The organism is Flavobacterium sp. 245 (assembly GCF_004362055.1).
Taxonomy (GTDB): domain Bacteria; phylum Bacteroidota; class Bacteroidia; order Flavobacteriales; family Flavobacteriaceae; genus Flavobacterium.
This window is the reverse complement of the sequence record NZ_SNXB01000001.1, coordinates 555047-572308: the sequence shown is the minus strand read 5'-3', so window position 1 is coordinate 572308 and position 17262 is coordinate 555047. Positions and strand designations below refer to the sequence as shown.

At 34.5% G+C, this 17262-nt stretch carries 10 protein-coding genes; 9 read left to right on the top strand and 1 reads right to left on the bottom strand.

The window, feature by feature from the left end; genetic code table 11:
• Positions 1-333 precede the first annotated feature (333 nt).
• Positions 334-990, top strand: coding sequence for a fructose-6-phosphate aldolase (gene fsa / locus EV145_RS02390; RefSeq protein ID WP_133523626.1), 657 nt, complete (start codon positions 334-336; stop codon positions 988-990).
• Positions 991-1215: 225 nt separating this feature from the next.
• Here the strand turns inward: fsa and EV145_RS02385 are convergent, their stop codons facing one another.
• A complete protein-coding gene (locus EV145_RS02385; RefSeq protein WP_133523625.1) occupies positions 1216-1905 on the bottom strand; it encodes an NUDIX hydrolase in 690 nt (229 codons plus the stop codon).
• A 556-nt stretch (positions 1906-2461) separates the two neighbouring features.
• On the opposite strand from EV145_RS02385, the gene EV145_RS02380 reads away from it, so the two are divergent.
• From EV145_RS02380 to EV145_RS02345, 8 genes are all read left to right on the top strand, one after another.
• Positions 2462-5506, top strand: a complete 3045-nt coding sequence (locus tag EV145_RS02380) for a SusC/RagA family TonB-linked outer membrane protein (RefSeq protein ID WP_133523624.1) — start codon at positions 2462-2464, stop codon at positions 5504-5506.
• A 30-nt stretch (positions 5507-5536) separates the two neighbouring features.
• The gene (locus EV145_RS02375; protein ID WP_133523623.1) at positions 5537-7099 is read left to right on the top strand and encodes a RagB/SusD family nutrient uptake outer membrane protein; all 1563 of its coding nucleotides are present in this window, start codon (positions 5537-5539) and stop codon (positions 7097-7099) included.
• 254 nt (positions 7100-7353) lie between these two features.
• Positions 7354-8901 carry an alpha-N-arabinofuranosidase gene (locus EV145_RS02370; protein ID WP_133523622.1) on the top strand — a complete coding sequence of 516 codons (1548 nt, stop codon included), beginning with the start codon at positions 7354-7356 and terminating at the stop codon, positions 8899-8901.
• A gap of 11 nt (positions 8902-8912) precedes the next feature.
• Positions 8913-10538, top strand: coding sequence for an arabinan endo-1,5-alpha-L-arabinosidase (locus EV145_RS02365; protein WP_133523621.1), 1626 nt, complete (start codon positions 8913-8915; stop codon positions 10536-10538).
• Positions 10539-10746: 208 nt separating this feature from the next.
• Positions 10747-11694 (top strand): glycoside hydrolase family 43 protein, encoded by a 948-nt coding sequence (locus EV145_RS02360; RefSeq protein ID WP_133523620.1) that lies wholly within the window; start codon positions 10747-10749, stop codon positions 11692-11694.
• Between the two features lie 54 nt (positions 11695-11748).
• Complete coding sequence (locus EV145_RS02355) at positions 11749-14064, top strand: glycoside hydrolase family 127 protein (RefSeq protein ID WP_208110886.1); 2316 nt, start codon at positions 11749-11751, stop codon at positions 14062-14064.
• An 8-nt stretch (positions 14065-14072) separates the two neighbouring features.
• A complete protein-coding gene (locus EV145_RS02350; RefSeq protein WP_133523619.1) occupies positions 14073-15056 on the top strand; it encodes an arabinan endo-1,5-alpha-L-arabinosidase in 984 nt (327 codons plus the stop codon).
• 156 nt (positions 15057-15212) lie between these two features.
• Positions 15213-17198 (top strand): alpha-L-arabinofuranosidase C-terminal domain-containing protein, encoded by a 1986-nt coding sequence (locus EV145_RS02345; RefSeq protein ID WP_133523618.1) that lies wholly within the window; start codon positions 15213-15215, stop codon positions 17196-17198.
• Positions 17199-17262 lie beyond the last annotated feature (64 nt).

The window sequence follows — 17262 nt, the reverse complement described above, 5'->3', positions numbered from 1 at the left end:
TGTTTTTCTTTTGCATTCTTTTAATTACGCAGAAAATCTATGTTTCTATGTGTTTAAAATTCATTTTTGCAATTGACGAATAACACAAAATACAATTCTCTCGTTTTTGTGTTTTAATCACAAACAATTTTCTGATTGCTTGACAAATCATCATTTTTTTAATTAAAAAAATAAGGAAACAATTTTTTGTTTTTGTGAAAATATTTTACATACATTTGTAAATGTAAATTTTACACTTATTATTTGATTTGTTTTATTGAAGAGAATACCTAGGAAGAAACTCGTCAAATAGATAAAACAAACTAGTTTTTAATTCATTCAAAAAAAAGACAAATGAAATTTTTTATAGATACAGCAAATTTAAAAGATATTAAAGAAGCCAATGATTTAGGAGTTTTAGATGGTGTAACCACAAATCCGTCATTAATGGCAAAAGAAGGAATTACAGGAGCACAGAATATTTTAGATCATTACGTAAAAATTTGTGAACTGGTAGAAGGCGACGTTAGTGCCGAGGTAATTTCAACTGATTTTGAAGGCATGATTGCCGAAGGAGAAAAATTGGCCGCATTACATCCGCAGATTGTAGTTAAAATTCCGATGATAAAAGAAGGAGTAAAAGCAATCAGATATTTTGCTAATAAAGGAATCAGAACCAACTGTACTTTAGTATTTTCTTCTGGCCAGGCGTTATTGGCAGCAAAGGCGGGAGCGACTTATGTATCTCCGTTTATTGGACGTTTAGATGATATTTCGACAGACGGAATGAATCTAATTGAAGAAATAAGATTGATATATGATAATTACGGATATGAAACTCAGATTCTTGCAGCCTCAGTTCGAAATGTAATGCATATTATTAATTGCGCAAAAATTGGATCTGATGTTATTACGGGACCATTAAGCGCGATTGAAGGTTTGCTGAAACATCCGTTAACAGATATTGGTCTGGCAACTTTCCTTGCGGATTATCAAAAAGGTAATAGCTAATTTATAGCCCACCGATTAAACGGATTAAACTGATTTGCGCAGATTTTATTTAATAGAGAAAAATCTGTGGCAAAACTAAAAATGTAATTAGTTAGTTTTTTAATAAGTAGTTTTATTGAAGTAAAAACCCTGAAAGATTGTGGCTTTCAGGGTTTTGTTTTTTTAAGAATATAAAAAATAATCTGTGTAAATCAGTTTAATCTGCTAGATCTGCGGGCCAATCATTTATAAATTCAACACAAAATCATTAAGTAATTTTTCTTCATATTTTTCTTTGTTGAAAGTGTACAAGTAAGAACCTTTGCGGGAAGACTGCATATCTTTTTCATCTAATTTATTCAGAATTTCTAATGAATTAATTTTACTGATAAAATTACGTTTATCTAATTCTTTGCTCAAAATGGCCTCATACAATTCTAGTAACTGCCTCATAGTGAATTTCTCAGGAAGCAATTCAAATCCAATTGGTTTTATCGAAGTTCTGTAACGAAGTCTTCTGATAGCATGTTCAACCATTTCATTATGGTCAAAAATCAGGTTTGGCGCATCGGTAATACTAAACCACTGTGCGTGATAATTTTTGATCAGCTCAGCATTATGATTTTCGATATTAATCAAAGCATAATAAGAAACCGAAATGGTTCTTTCAACAGGATCACGATCAATTTCGGAGTACGCATAAAGCTGCTCCATATAGATATCGTTTAAACCTGTGTATGTATTTAAAATTCGTATCGCGGCATTATCCAGTACTTCATCACGCTTTAAAAACCCTCCAATTAAAGACCATTTGCCCTTTTCTGGCTCAAAGTCCCTTTTTATTAAAAGTATTTTTAAACCCTGATTGTCGAAACCAAAAATGATGCAATCCACTGCTAATAAAGCTTTATCAGCAGAGCTATAACTGTTTAGCATAATTAATATTTTGTGGTAAATATATAAACTTCCTAATACGTTTCATAATTTATTAATGTAGATTTTACACTTAAAACAAAAAATTATGAAAAAAAGAAGTTAAAACAAATCATAACAAAATTGCATTTGGGAGCTTATTTTATCATTTTCAAACGTTTTCGAAACAAAAATAAGTCGTTTTTTTAATATTCGACGCAATCTGTGCAGAAAATTAAGTCTCATAAACAAGATTTTTTTTACAAATAAAATATTTTTTATACTGCAAATTATTCTAAAACAGCCTATTTATAATTTTTTTTCATAGAGCAGTTTTTTGATTAAAAAGTGGCTTTTTGATAAAAAGTGTATATTTTACACAAATAACTCCTAAAAAAGGTCTTTTTTTTGAAAAAAACATCAATTTATTAATGTGAATTTCACACTTAATTTATGATATGCGTTTTTTTTATGCTGTTTTTTTAGGATATTAATTTGTTTTTGAGGTTTTTTTTTAGTTAAATTTACAAATGTAAAATTAACACTTATAATTATACACTAACCAACTTAATTAAACCTTATGATAACAAACCAACGATTATTTTTTTATTGCAACTTTTTGTTGCCAAAAAAAGAATGGATTTTAGCATTAGTAATGCTGCTTTTTTCTGTTAATCAAATGTCGGCTCAAGGCAAAACGATTAACGGAGTTGTTACCTCGGCTCAGGATAAATTGCCTTTGCCGGGTGTTAATATTATGATTAAAGGAACCAAAACAGTTACCACAACTGGTTTTGATGGAGAGTATTCGATTAAAGCATCTCCAAACGATGTTTTAGTTTTTTCATTTATAGGATTTCAAAATCAAGAAATCACGATAGGAAATCAATCAAAAATTGACATTGCATTAGGAGAAGATACAAATAAACTTAATGAAGTAGTAGTTGTAGGTTATGGTACACAAAAGAAAGCCGATCTTACCGGTTCAATTGGTGTAGTTGACATGGAAGCAGCCAAGAAAACAGTAACCTACGATCCTGCAAAAATGCTTCAGGGACAGGTTGCGGGTGTAACCGTACAATCATCAGGAGAACCTGGTGGATTTGTGAATGTAAAAATTAGAGGTATCAATTCCTTCACAAATAACAATCCTCTTTTTGTTATTGACGGAATGATTGTATCAAATCCAAATGACTTTGCACCAGGAGATATCGAATCGATGCAGGTTTTAAAAGATGCATCTGCTGCGGCTATTTATGGAGTTCAGGGAGCAAATGGAGTTGTAATTATTACGACTAAAAAAGGAAAAAGCGGTAAATTAGACATTAAATATAAATCGCTTGTAGGTTTCCAGAATGTGGCTAGAAAATGGGATTTGACAGACAGAGTTGGATATCAAAAAATTACAACTGCTGCTGAGCTAAATGCTGGATTAGGAATTGCTCCAGGAAATGATCCAAACAGCCCTTCATACATTAAAAATGTTGACACAAACTGGCAAAATGAAGCTTTTCAGACTGGTCTTGTAGAAAACCACTCGCTTACATTTAGCGGAGGTGCTGAAACTTTAGGCTATAATTTAAATACCGATTATTTCAAAAATACAAGTTATTTGAATTCGCCTCAGGATTACGAAAGATTTTCTGCTAATTTGAATTTATATGGTAAAAAAGGAAAATTCAAATATGGTTCAAAAATTGGCTATACAAAATCGGATAAAGAAAACTTCAATGAATACAACGCTGGAGAATCGGCAATTGTAGATTTATTAGGTGCGGTTCCAACAATGCCAGTTTATGATCCAAACAGACTTGGCGGTTACGGGGGAACAGACAACTTAACGCAGAGAGCAATCTCTATGAACGTTATAGGATATAATAATTTGATTACCAATAACGGACAGAGAAGTCGTTTTATCGGAGATCTTTGGGGAGAATTGGAAATCATTAAAGGCTTAAAATATAAACTAGATTTAAGCTACGACAGATTAGATTTTCAAAACAGAAAATTTGTTCCGCCAAGTGATTTAGGATGGTATTATATTACAACAAATGACGAAGCTTCTTTAGATGTTGATAATGGAAATCAGCAAAGAACATTTGTGAATAATTTATTGACTTACGAAATTACTTTAAACAAGCACAAAATCGATGCTTTAGGAGGATGGATTCAAGAAAGAAATGACTATTACAGACATTGGTCAAGAGGTGTTGGTTATACTCCTGGTGAAATCAGCCAAATTCAGTACGCTGATGCGACAAGTGCAGGTGAATACAAAAATACACTTACGAACATCTCTTTCTTAAGCCGTTTGAATTATTCTTATGATGATCGCTATTTTGTTACTGGAAATTTCAGACAAGACAAAACATCTCTTTTTAGTGAAGAAAACAATACGGCTAATTTCTACTCTTTTTCTGGAGCATGGAAATTAAGCAACGAGAAATTCATCCATTTGCCAGAGTGGTTTAATACCATTAAAATTAGAGGAGGTTATGGAGAATTAGGTAATAATACACTTGGAGTTTATGCTTATTCGCCAACGATTAATGCATTTGCTGGATACGATTTCAACAACACATTGGCACCTGGAACAACAGTTGTAAGCGCTATCGACCCAAATGTTCACTGGGAAAAAACGGCTACTTCAAACGTAGCTGTCGAGCTTGGATTCTTTGATAATGATTTGCAAATAACAGCTGAATATTATCAGAAAAAATCAACAGATTTATTAATTGGTGTTCCATTGCCTTATTCAACTGGAGCATTCCCAGCAAGTATTACAACAAATGCTGGAGCAGTTAAAAACAGCGGTTTTGAGTTTACAGCTACTTACAACAATAATCATCACGAATTTAAATACAATATTTCGGCAAATTTAGGAACCTTGAAAAATGAGGTTTTACAAATTGGTCTTGACGGAAATCCAATTTATGGTGCCGCTTCAAAAACAGAAGTTGGAAGATCAATTGGAGAACTTTATACATATCAAGTAGCAGGAATTTTTCAAAACGCTGCTGATTTAGCTTCGTCGCCAACTCAGACTAATGCAGGTGTTGGAGATCTTAAATTCAGTGATTTAAATGGTGATGGCCAGATTACTGATGCTGACAGAAAGTTCATGGGAGTTGCAATTCCTAAATACAGCTACGGAATTAATTTTGGTGCAAACTATAAAAATTGGGATTTCTCAATGTTCTGGCAAGGTTCAGGAGGAAACAAAGTATTCAACGGATTGTATCGTAATCTAATGACAGAACAATATGGAAACAGCCATGTTGATGCCTTGAATTATTGGACACCAACAAATACGAATACAAATGTGCCTCGTCCTATTATTGGAGATCCAAACGGAAATGCAAGAGATTCTGACAGGTTTATTGAAAGCGGTGATTATATCAAATTACAGACATTGGAAATCGGTTATGAGCTTCCATTGCCAAAAGATTTGTTTATTCAAAAAGCGAAACTGTATGTAAATGGTCAAAATTTATGGATCATCAGCAAATACAGAGGTTACGATCCTGACTTTAATTATAATGACGGATTATTTTCTAGAGGATATGATGCTGGATCATTCCCAAATCCAAGAACAATTTCTTTGGGTGTTGAAGTAACTTTTTAAACTAGCTTAACCAATTAAAAACGTATTAAAATGAAATATAAAGTATTTAACTATATAACAGTTTTCTTTTCACTGGCTCTTGTAACAACAAGCTGTGTTGATAATGAAGACTTGCTTCAAGTGGATCCTAACGTTGAAACCGCAGGTTCATTTTGGAAAACAGATCAAGACGCTATTGAAGGAGTAAATGCCGCATACGGAAGTTTGCTTACTGATGGAACGTATATGAGAAGCACACCGTTGCTTTTAGATTTAAAAGCAGATGATACACGAAGCAACAGTCCGTGGGGTGCAATGTACAATGTTGGACGTTTCAACTCTAATCCTACTGATCCAGCAATTTATGGCTGGGCTTTTGAAACGTATTATCAAGGAATCTACCGTGCTAATCAGGTTTTGACAAATGTTCCTGCAATCGAATTTACAGATGCAGCACTTAAAAACAGAATTTTAGGACAAGCTTATTTTTTAAGAGGATTATATTTATTTCATGCGGTAAACATGTTTAAAAACGTACCGCTTCCAACAGAGATTAAACTATATACGCCACAAAAAACAGAGGCTGAAGGATGGGCGCAGGTTATTGCTGATTTTAAAGCGGCTGCCGAATTGCTTCCAACATCATACGATGCAATTACAGGAATCGATAAAGGTCAAAAAGGACGCGCTACAAAAGGAGCTGCTTTAGGATACTTAGGAAAAGCATATTTGTTTACTAAAGATTTTCCAAATGCAAAAACAACTTTTAAACAAGTAATTGATTTAGGAGTTTACTCATTAGTTTCAAACTATCGTGATAACTTTACTACTGCAAATGAAAACAATTCTGAATCTCTTTTTGAAGTACAATTCAGCAGAGATGCAGGTGGAGTTGATTTAGGATGGGGCGGTGCACCAGCTTCTGGTTGGGGAAAAACTTCTGCACGTGCTATTACTTATGCGCCAAGAGCTTTTGGATGGACAGACGTACAGCCAACATGGACATTATTTAATGAATATCAGCAGGAAAAAACAAAAACGAATGCAGTTGATCCTCGTTTAGACGCTACAATATTTTATAATAAACCAGGCGGTATGCAATTATACGGTAAAGATTTTGCTACTTTTTACGCAACAAGTCCAGCAGATCTAAATGATATATTTTGCAGAAAATATCAAAATTCAGATGGACAGTTTGCTGATGAGTACGACTGGCGTTCAGGCATCAACGAGCGTTTGTTAAGATATTCGGATATTTTATTGATGTATGCTGAAACTTTAAATGAAACTGGAGATACTCCCGGAGCTTACACTTATATTCAAATGGTGAGAAACAGAGTGAACTTGCCTGATTTAGCAACAGCAAAACCAGGAATGAATCAGGCTCAAATGAGAGAGCAGATTGGTCACGAAAGATTCTTGGAATTCCCTCTTGAAGGTCACCGTTTTGATGATATTCGTCGTTGGGGATGGTTGCAGGATGCGACAAAATTGGCTTGGTTAAAAGCGAGAGATGTAGAGTTCAATTCATATGCAGCAGGAAGAGAATTTTTCCCGATTCCGCAGTTAGAAATGGATAACAATCCGGGAACAAAGCAAAATGACAGTTATTAAAAAATAGTTTTCAGTCTCGGTTTTCAGTCCCAGTTTTCAGTTACTATGGTGAACTGGGACTGAAAACTGAAAACCGAAAACTGAGACTAATATTTATTTGAATTAGTTAGAATACTTAATATCATGTGGAGGCTTAAAAATCTTCACATGATATTATAACATAAAAACATTATGAAATCGCCATAATTCAAAATGAAAATAACAATAAAGAATGGCGATTCCATATTCCAATAAAAAACAAATATTATCCACGTATGAAAAAAGCACTTTTAATTACCTTTCTTATTACCCTTTGTAATCAGGTTAGTTTTGCCCAAAATCAGACCACAGTTGTTTCCATAAAAAATAATGCAGATGCTCCAGTAATCAACAAAAATATTTACGGGCATTTTGCTGAACATTTAGGACGCTGTATTTACGGAGGATTTTTTGTTGGAGATACTTCAAAAATACCAAATACAAATGGAGTTAGAAACGATATTATTGCTGCTTTAAAAGATTTGAAGATTCCGAATTTAAGATGGCCTGGTGGCTGTTTTGCCGACACCTATCACTGGAAAGACGGAATTGGACCAAAAGAACAAAGACCAACTATTGTAAACAAATGGTGGGGAGGTGTAACAGAAGACAACAGTTTTGGAACTCACGATTTCCTTAATATGTGTGAACTTCTAGGAGCAGAACCTTATTTGTCAGGAAATGTTGGAAGTGGAACAGTTCAGGAATTAGCAGACTGGGTTCAGTACACGAATTTTGGAGGTAAAAGTCCGATGAGTGATTTGCGTCAAAAAAATGGAAGAAAAGAACCTTGGAAAGTTAAATTCTGGGGAGTTGGAAATGAAGCTTGGGGATGCGGAGGAAATATGACAGCAGAATATTATGCTGGAGAATATAGAAAATTTGCAACATTCATGTCGGATTGGGAAAATACGGGCGGACTTACACGTATCGCGTCAGGTTCAAACAGTGCCGATTATAATTGGACAGAAGTTTTAATGAAAAATATTCCGCTAAATATGTTAGGCGGCGTTGGAGTGCATCATTATGCCGTAATTGAATGGGCTAAAAAAGGTGATGACAGAGATTTTACTGAAGAAGGTTATTTCAAAACAATGAAATCAGCTTTAAAAATGGAGGAGCTTGTTACAAAGCATTCTGCCATAATGGACAAATATGATCCTCAGAAAAAAGTAGCCATGATGGTTGACGAATGGGGAGGCTGGTACGAAGTTGAAAAAGGAACAAATCCAGGATTTTTATATCAGCAAAACACCATGAGAGACGCGGTTTTGGCTGGTGCAACATTGAATATTTTCAACAATCACGCTGACAGAGTTAAAATGGCAAACTTAGCACAATGTGTAAATGTTTTGCAGGCTGTAATTTTAACAGACAAAGCAAAAATGATTACTACGCCAACGTATCACGTAATGAAAATGTACAGTGTGCACCAAGATGCAAAATTATTGCCAGTAAGTTTTACTTCACCAAATTATACATTTAACGGAGAAACACTTCCTGCAATATCAGCCGCAGCATCAAAAGATAAAAATGGAGCAGTTCATATTTCTTTAGTAAACGTTGATGTTAAAAACAAAAACAAAATAGAAATTGATGTAAATGAACTTGGCGTTAAAAATTTCACAGGAATAGTTTTAACATCGGCTAAATTACAAGATTACAATTCATTCGATACACCAAACAAAATTGTTCCAACAGTTTTTAAAGGTTTCGAAAACAAAAAAGGAAAATTAGAAATTACAATTCCTCCTTTCTCAGTTGTTGTTTTAGAAGGAAAATAAAAAGATAAAACATGAAAAAATCAAATTCCATTCTAAAAATAGGACCGTATATCGGATTGTTTTTAGGCGTGTTATTGGTGTTTGGCTGTTCAAGCGACAGTCCTGATACACCTGTAACTCCAGATCCACCGGTGGTGGTTGATCCGCCAGTAGTTACGCCAGGTTTTCCCGGACCAACTTATGCAGATAATTATACTTCAATTTCAAGTTGGGGAAACAGAACGCAATGGAATTTGGCTAACGTGCACGATCCGTCTGTAGAGAAATCGGGAGAATATTATTATATGTACCAAACAGATGCTTCTTATGGAAATGCACACGAAGGCAACGGACATTTTTTCTACAGAAGATCAAAAGATTTAATCAATTGGGAATTTATGGGATCTTCAATGGCTCAGGCTCCGGCTTGGGTAAAAGATTCTCTAAACAATAAAAGAGCAAGAATGAATCCGGCTCTTCCTCCAATCGCCAATCCAAGTTATGGTTATTGGGCGCCTTGTGTTCGTAAAGTCGGCAATAAATTCAGAATGTATTACAGTATTGTCGTAACCAATCCAATTGTGGGAACTGATACTAATACATCTTGGTCGGAACGTGCTTTTATTGGTTTGGCCGAAACAGATGATTTGGCTTCAAATAATTGGGTTGATAAAGGAATGGTAGTCTGCTCTGAACCTGACGGTGTAAAAAGTTACGTTCGAAATGGAGGAAACGATTGGGATGCTTACTTTAAATTCAACGCCATTGATCCGAGTTTTATTCAGACTCCAGAAGGTGATCAATATTTAATTTATGGTTCTTGGCATTCTGGAATTGCAGCTTTAAAGTTGGATCCAGCAACTGGAAAACCAGCTAAACTAAAAACCATTGATGATTACGGTGTACGAATTGCAGGACGCGGAAACGTCAGTACAAATCGCTGGCAAGCACTCGAAGGTCCTGAAATTATCTATAATCCAGACACACAATATTACTATTTGTTTTTGGCTTATGACGAATTATCAGTGGCTTACAATACACGTGTTGCACGTTCAAAAAGCATTTTAGGACCTTATTTAACGATTAGCGGCAGCAGTATTACTACTGGATCCGAATGTTATCCTATGGTAACACATCCGTACCAATTTAAAAATCATACAGGTTGGGTTGGTTTTGCGCACTGTGCAGTTTTTCAAAATCCAGATACAAAACAGTGGTATTATGCTTCTCAGGCACGTTTGCCTGAAGGTGTTGCTGGAATTGCAGTTTCAAACGCGGTAATGATGGGGCATGTTCGCGCCATTCAATGGACAGAAGATGGCTGGCCGGTTGTCGAAGCAGAACGTTATGCAGGAGTTCCGGCAACTACAATTACAGAGGCAAATTTCATTGGAACTTGGGAACAAATTACAATGAATTATCAATACAAAACCATGCAGAAAGCAGGAACAATTTATTTAACTGCCGATAAAAAAGTAAGTGGTGATGCGACAGGAACATGGTCGTATGACAGCACTAAAAAAATCTTAACGGTAAATGGAGTAAAATGCAATGTTTCTGATGCTTGGGATTGGGAATTATCAACCAGAAAAGTAACCTTGAGTTATTCTGGATACACCGCTGCTGGATTGCCTGTTTGGGGTAAAAAGATAAATTAGAAAATTAGAAAATTAGAAAATTAGAAAATTAGAAAATTAGAAAATTAGAAAATTAGAAAATTTCAATTTTTAAAATTCTAAAATAAAAATCTGCTCGAATCAGCAATCCCGATAGTTATCGGGAGCGTGAGAAAAAATAAGCCACGAATTGCACAAATTAAAATTCGAGAAAATTTGTGCAATTCGTGGCAAAAAAAATAAAACTCTAATGAAGAATCTATTTACAAGCCTTTCCATTTTATTCTTATCGATAGCAGGAACTGCACAATCGGTAAAATTCAATAATCCAATTATAAAAGATCAATATACTGGAGATCCTGCGGCATTAGTTTACAAAGACAAAGTGTATCTATACGCCGGTCACGATGAAGCACCAAATGATTTTAATTTTTATAAGATGAATGAATGGGTGGTTTATTCTTCTTCGGATATGAAAAAATGGGAATCGCATCCAGTGCCGTTAAAAGTAACTGATTTCAAATGGGCAAAAAGTGATGCCTGGGCTTCGCAGGTAATTGAAAGAAATGGGAAGTTTTATTGGTATGTAACGGTTGAGCATGGTTCAGTTCACGGAAAAGCAATTGGAGTTGCAGTTTCTGACAGTCCGATAGGACCATTTAAAGATGCTTTAGGAAAAGCTTTGATCACAAATGATATGACCAAATATACTGATATAGGCTGGGACGATATTGATCCGACGGTTTATATCGATACTGACGGTCAGGCTTATTTGTTTTGGGGAAATACCTCTTGTCATTATGCAAAATTAAAAGAGAATATGACCGAACTTGACGGGCCAATTCAGCATATTGATTTACCACATTTTACAGAAGCGCCGTGGATCCACAAACACAAAGACTGGTATTATTTGTCTTATGCTTACGAGTTTCCAGAGAAAATTGCCTACGCCATGAGCAAATCAATAAATGGCCCATGGGAATTCAAAGGAATCTTAAATGAATTGGCCGGAAACAGCAACACAAATCACCAATCGATAATTGATTTTAAAGGACAGTCGTATTTTATTTATCACAACGGAGCGTCAATTCCGCACGGAGGAAGTTTTAGAAGATCGGTCTGCGTTGATAAATTATTTTATAATAAAGACGGAACAATGAAACGAGTTGTTATGACCTCTGAAGGAATTACAGAATAATCAGGAAAAGGTTGAGAAAAAACACAAAAATTTTAACAATTATATTTTAAACACATGGTTTTCTCCTACATGAAAGTGAGTTTGAAAAAAATAACGATTAAATCATTTTATTTAATCGCAACTCTCTTAATTACTATTCCTTCAATCGCACAGATGCAGGAATTTAAATTGCAAGAGATAAAACTAACTAGTGGTCCTTTCAAAAATGCTCAAAATGTTGATCTTAAATATTTATTAGACCTAAATCCAGATCGACTACTAGCACCTTATTTAATAGCTGCCGGCTTACCTACAAAAGCGGATAGATATGGCAACTGGGAAAACATAGGTCTTGATGGACATATAGGAGGTCATTATTTAGCGGCATTATCAATGATGTATGCTTCTACGGGAAATAAAGAAATTAAAGGCCGTTTGGATTATATGATTTCTGAATTGGATCGTTGCCAGCAAAAGGACGGAACTGGTTATGTTGGAGGTATTCCTGAAGGAAAAGTCTTTTGGGATAGAATTCATAAAGGAGATATAGACGGTAGTGGTTTTGGTTTAAATAATACCTGGGTTCCAATCTATAATATTCATAAACTTTTTGCAGGTTTAATTGATGCCTACAATTATACGGGTAATGAAAAGGCAAAAGAAATTGTAATAAAATTAGGAGATTGGTTTATCGAATTGATCCGACCTCTTTCTGATGAGCAAATTCAAAGAATCTTAAAAACAGAACATGGTGGTATAAACGAATCTTTTGCTGATTTATATAGCATCACAAAAAACAAAAAATATCTTGAAACGGCTGAAAAGCTTTCGCAAAAAGCCATTCTCGATCCATTAATTAAAAAGGAAGACAAACTAACGGGTTTACATGCTAATACACAAATACCAAAAGTTATTGGTTTTGAGAAAATTGGAAAACTATCGGATAATAAACAATGGTCCGATGCCGCGCAGTTTTTTTGGAAAAATGTAACCGAAAAAAGAACTGTCGCTTTTGGAGGAAATAGCGTTGCTGAACATTTCAATCCTATAAATGATTTTAGCGGTATGTTAAAATCCAATCAAGGCCCGGAAACTTGTAATTCCTACAATATGGAACGTTTAAGTAAAGCGTTGTTTTTAGACAAAAATGATGTGAGTTACCTTGATTTTTATGAGCGTACACTTTACAATCACATTCTTTCTAGCCAAGAGCCTAATAGAGGTGGTTTTGTGTATTTTACTCCAATTCGACCAAATCATTATCGCGTATACTCGCAACCAGAAACCAGCATGTGGTGTTGCGTTGGGACAGGACTTGAAAATCATTCTAAATATGGAGAATTAATTTATAGCCATTCAGACCATGATATTTTTGTAAATCTTTTTATTCCATCCACTTTAAATTGGAAGGAAAAAGGAATAGAATTAGAGCAAACTACAAAATTTCCTTATGAAAATAATACTGAGATTGTTCTAAAACTTAAAAATCCTAAATCTTTTGTTTTGAATATTCGTTATTCAAAATGGGCAACGAATTTCGAAATTTTAGTCAACGGAAAATTGCAAAAAACAGACGCCAAACCAGCTAACTATGTTAGTCTGGCAAGAAAATGGAAATCGGGAGATAAAATAACTATTGCATTCCAGACTTCAACTCATTTGGAAAAGTTGCCCGATGGCTCCAATTGGGCTGCATTTGTAAATGGTCCTATTGTATTAGCTGCTAAAACCTCTAGTGAAAATTTAGATGGTTTGTTTGCCGATGATAGCCGAATGGGACATGTTGCTCAAGGAAAATATGTTTCGTTAGACAAAGCTTATGCACTAGTAGGAGAAGAGGGAAGTTATGTTTCAAAACTTAAAGATTTAGGTAATATGCGCTTTAAGTTAGATTCATTAGAATTACAACCCTTCTTTGAAATACACGATGCCCGTTATCAGATGTATTTTCAAACTTATAAGCCAGAAGATTATAAAGAAAAACAAGCATTGTTAAAACAACAGGAAATCGAAGCTATGGCTATTGAAGCTAACACGGTCGATAAAATAAATTGTGGAGAACAACAGCCTGAAGTAGATCACCATTATAAAGGAGAAAAAAGTGAATCGGGTTATGAGGAAGATGGTTTTTGGAGAAATACCAGCTCTTATATTTCCTATCAAATGGTAAATAAAAATCTAGAGGGCAAATTTATTGAAATTAGTTTTTTAGGAGACTTTAAAACGGATAACCTTGATGTTTTTATTAATGAAAAACCTGTAGCAATTGTCACAAAAAAAGATAAGATAATTCAATTCAAATTAGACAATACTCAAATTATTGATTTAAAAATTAAGTCTAAAGACGGCAAAAAAACGTCTAAAATTTCTCAAATAAGAATTGTAAAATAAAAAGAATCATGAAATTGTACATCAAAATAAAATCAATATTCTCACTTCTATTTATTCTAACTGGATCTGCGGTAGTAGCACAAGACATTGTTGTTCACGATCCGGTTGTGATTAAACAAAAAGATACTTATTATTTATATTGTACCGGAAACGGAATTAGTGTCTTTAGTTCAAAAGATTTAAAAAAATGGGACAAACAGCCACAGGTTTTCAAAGATAAACCAGTTTGGGCAGATGGCGTTGCCGCCGATTTCAAAAATCATATTTGGGCACCAGATATTTCATTGCACAACAATGTTTATTATCTGTATTATTCGGTTTCGGCTTTCGCCAAAAATACTTCGGCAATTGGCGTTGCGACCAATACGACATTAGATCCATCTGATAAAAATTACAAATGGGTCGATCAGGGAATTGTAATTCAGTCACAACCAAACCGTGATATGTGGAATGCCATTGATCCGAATTTAGTTTTTGATGAAAATAATACACCTTGGCTTTCATTTGGTTCTTTTTGGGAAGGCTTGAAAATGGTAAAATTAAATCCCGATCTAAAATCGATCGCCCAGCCTCAAGAATGGCACACGATCTCAAAACGAAAAAGAACTTTTGAATTAGCTGATTCTGATCCGGGTGACGGCGCACTTGAAGCTCCATTTATTTTTAAGAAAAACGGATATTACTATCAATTTCTTTCTTGGGATTTATGTTGCCGCGGAGAAAAAAGTACCTATAAAGTTGTGGTTGGAAGATCTAAAAATGTAACCGGACCTTATGTCGATAAAGACGGAAAACCATTAAATGAGGGTGGAGGAAGTATTGTAGTTCAAGGCGATGAAAATTATTTTGGAGTAGGACATAACAGTGCTTATACATTTGATGGAAAAGATTACATTTTTTATCACGCTTATGAAAAGAAAACGAACGGAACACCAAGATTAATAGTAAAAGAAATGAAATGGGATACTGATTTATGGCCTGTTTTAAAATAGATAAATCAATTATAATTAGGAAATCATGCCTTTTTTTAAACAAAGTATAACTATGATTCTATGCGTTTAAACTAAAGCCAAAGTTAAAAAAACAAAATAAAAACCCGTTTTAACCCGCGTCATCCGCGTGTCATAAAACACATTAATTATAAAAAAATGAAGTCCAAATTAATTACAAAAATTACCCTTTGCGGTTTATTGCTGAGCGGCGTTTATGCATCGGCACAAAAAAATAATCTTCAAGTTGATGTTGCAAAAACAGTAACTAAAATTCAGCCTACTATGTATGGAGTGTTTTTTGAAGATATCAATTTTGCTGCAGATGGCGGATTGTATGCCGAAATGATCAAAAACAGATCTTTCGAATTCCAGTTTCCGTTAATGGGATGGAATCAGCCTAAAAGCGACCGTCATAAATTAAACACCGAATCAGGAATTGCAAATGTGATTCAGTATTCTCAAAAAGGAACAAATCATAATTATTGCCGAATTACGATTAATGATGCTTCAGGTTACGAATTGATTAATGATGGCTTCAGAGGCATGGGAATCAAGAAAGATTTAAAGTATAATTTGACTTTAAAAGCTTCAAAAATTTCGGGGAATATTTCAAAAATTAAATTCCAATTTATTGACAAAAACAATAAAGTTTTAGGCGAAACTTCAGTTGTACCGGCATCAAATGACTGGTCTAATTATACAGCTCAATTAACATCTTCGGCAACTGAAGCCAAAGCAAAATTAAAAATCACTTTTGAAGGAAATGGCGTAATTGATTTAGATAATATTTCATTGTTTCCAGAAGATACTTGGGCAGGAAGAAAAAATGGACTTCGTAAAGATTTAGTACAATTGTTATATGATTTGAAACCAGGATTTTTGCGTTTCCCAGGAGGTTGTATTGTTGAAGGAAGAACTTTGGCAGAACGTTACCAATGGAAAAAATCAGTAGGAAAAGTTGAAGACAGAGAAACGGCAGTTAACCGTTGGAACATGGAATTTTCACATCGTCCAGCGCCAGATTATTTCCAGAGTTTTGGTTTGGGATTCTTTGAATATTTTCAGCTTTCAGAAGATATCGGTGCTTCCCCGCTTCCAATTTTAAGCTGTGGAATGGCTTGTCAATTCAATACAGGAGAATTGGTTCCAATGGATCAAATCGACCCTTATGTACAAGATGCTTTAGATTTAATTGAATTTGCAAATGGCGATGCGACGACAGCTTGGGGGAAAGTAAGAGCTGATATGGGACATCCAAAACCATTTAACTTAAAATTCATTGGAGTTGGAAATGAGCAGTGGGGACCTGATTATATTGAGCGTTTCAAAGTGTTTCAAAAAGCGATTAAGGCAAAATATCCAAACATCACAATTGTTTCTGGAACAGGACCTTTTCCTGACGGAGATTTTTACGATTATGGGATGAAAGAACTTAAAAAATTGAACGCTGAAATTGTTGATGAACATTATTATAAGGATCCGGCTTGGTTCAGAAAAAACGTAACGCGTTACGACAATTATGACCGTAAAGGACCAAAGATTTTTGCTGGAGAATATGCAGCGCAAAGTGTCGCAATCGCAAGTCCAGAAAACAAAAACAACTGGGAATGTGCTTTCTCAGAAGCAGCATTTATGACTGGAATGGAACGTAATGCTGAGGTTGTGCAGTTAACTTCTTATGCACCTTTATTGGCACATGTAGAAGGCTGGCAATGGACACCGGACATGATTTGGTTTAATAATTTGCAATCGTACGGAACGCCAAATTATTATGTTCAGAAATTATTCTCTAACAATAAAGGAACCGATTTAATCAATATCACAAAAGACGGAAAAGCAGTTACAGGTCAAAATGATTTGTTTGCATCGGCAGTAAAAGATGTGAATTCTAAAGAAGTGATTTTGAAAATTGTTAACGCAAATGCTGCTTCTCAAAATGTTTCAATTGATTTAAAAGGTGCAAAATTAGATTCGAAAGGAACCGCAATAATTTTAAAAGGAGACGGAATAAATGATGAAAATTCTTTTGAAACTCCAACTAAAATTAGTCCGAAAGAAAGCGAATTTAAGTTAAGCGGAAGTAAAGTTCAGTACGATTTTCCAGCTTACTCGGTAACAGTTTTAAAAATTAAGATGAAATAATCGCAGCAGAATAAATGTTAAACAAACATTTATTTTCTGTTTTTGTCATAATTGCTTGTTTTGA

What these genes read in the sequence shown, in the direction of transcription:
- fsa (WP_133523626.1), top strand. Translation starts at nt 334, where the DNA reads ATGAAATTTTTTATAGATACAGCAAATTTAAAAGATATTAAAGAAGCC.
- EV145_RS02350 (WP_133523619.1), top strand. Translation starts at nt 14,073, where the DNA reads ATGAAATTGTACATCAAAATAAAATCAATATTCTCACTTCTATTTATT.
- EV145_RS02380 (WP_133523624.1), top strand. Translation starts at nt 2,462, where the DNA reads ATGATAACAAACCAACGATTATTTTTTTATTGCAACTTTTTGTTGCCA.
- EV145_RS02370 (WP_133523622.1), top strand. Translation starts at nt 7,354, where the DNA reads ATGAAAAAAGCACTTTTAATTACCTTTCTTATTACCCTTTGTAATCAG.
- EV145_RS02360 (WP_133523620.1), top strand. Translation starts at nt 10,747, where the DNA reads ATGAAGAATCTATTTACAAGCCTTTCCATTTTATTCTTATCGATAGCA.
- EV145_RS02355 (WP_208110886.1), top strand. Translation starts at nt 11,749, where the DNA reads ATGGTTTTCTCCTACATGAAAGTGAGTTTGAAAAAAATAACGATTAAA.
- EV145_RS02385 (WP_133523625.1), bottom strand. Translation starts at nt 1,905, where the DNA reads ATGCTAAACAGTTATAGCTCTGCTGATAAAGCTTTATTAGCAGTGGAT.
- EV145_RS02375 (WP_133523623.1), top strand. Translation starts at nt 5,537, where the DNA reads ATGAAATATAAAGTATTTAACTATATAACAGTTTTCTTTTCACTGGCT.
- EV145_RS02345 (WP_133523618.1), top strand. Translation starts at nt 15,213, where the DNA reads ATGAAGTCCAAATTAATTACAAAAATTACCCTTTGCGGTTTATTGCTG.
- EV145_RS02365 (WP_133523621.1), top strand. Translation starts at nt 8,913, where the DNA reads ATGAAAAAATCAAATTCCATTCTAAAAATAGGACCGTATATCGGATTG.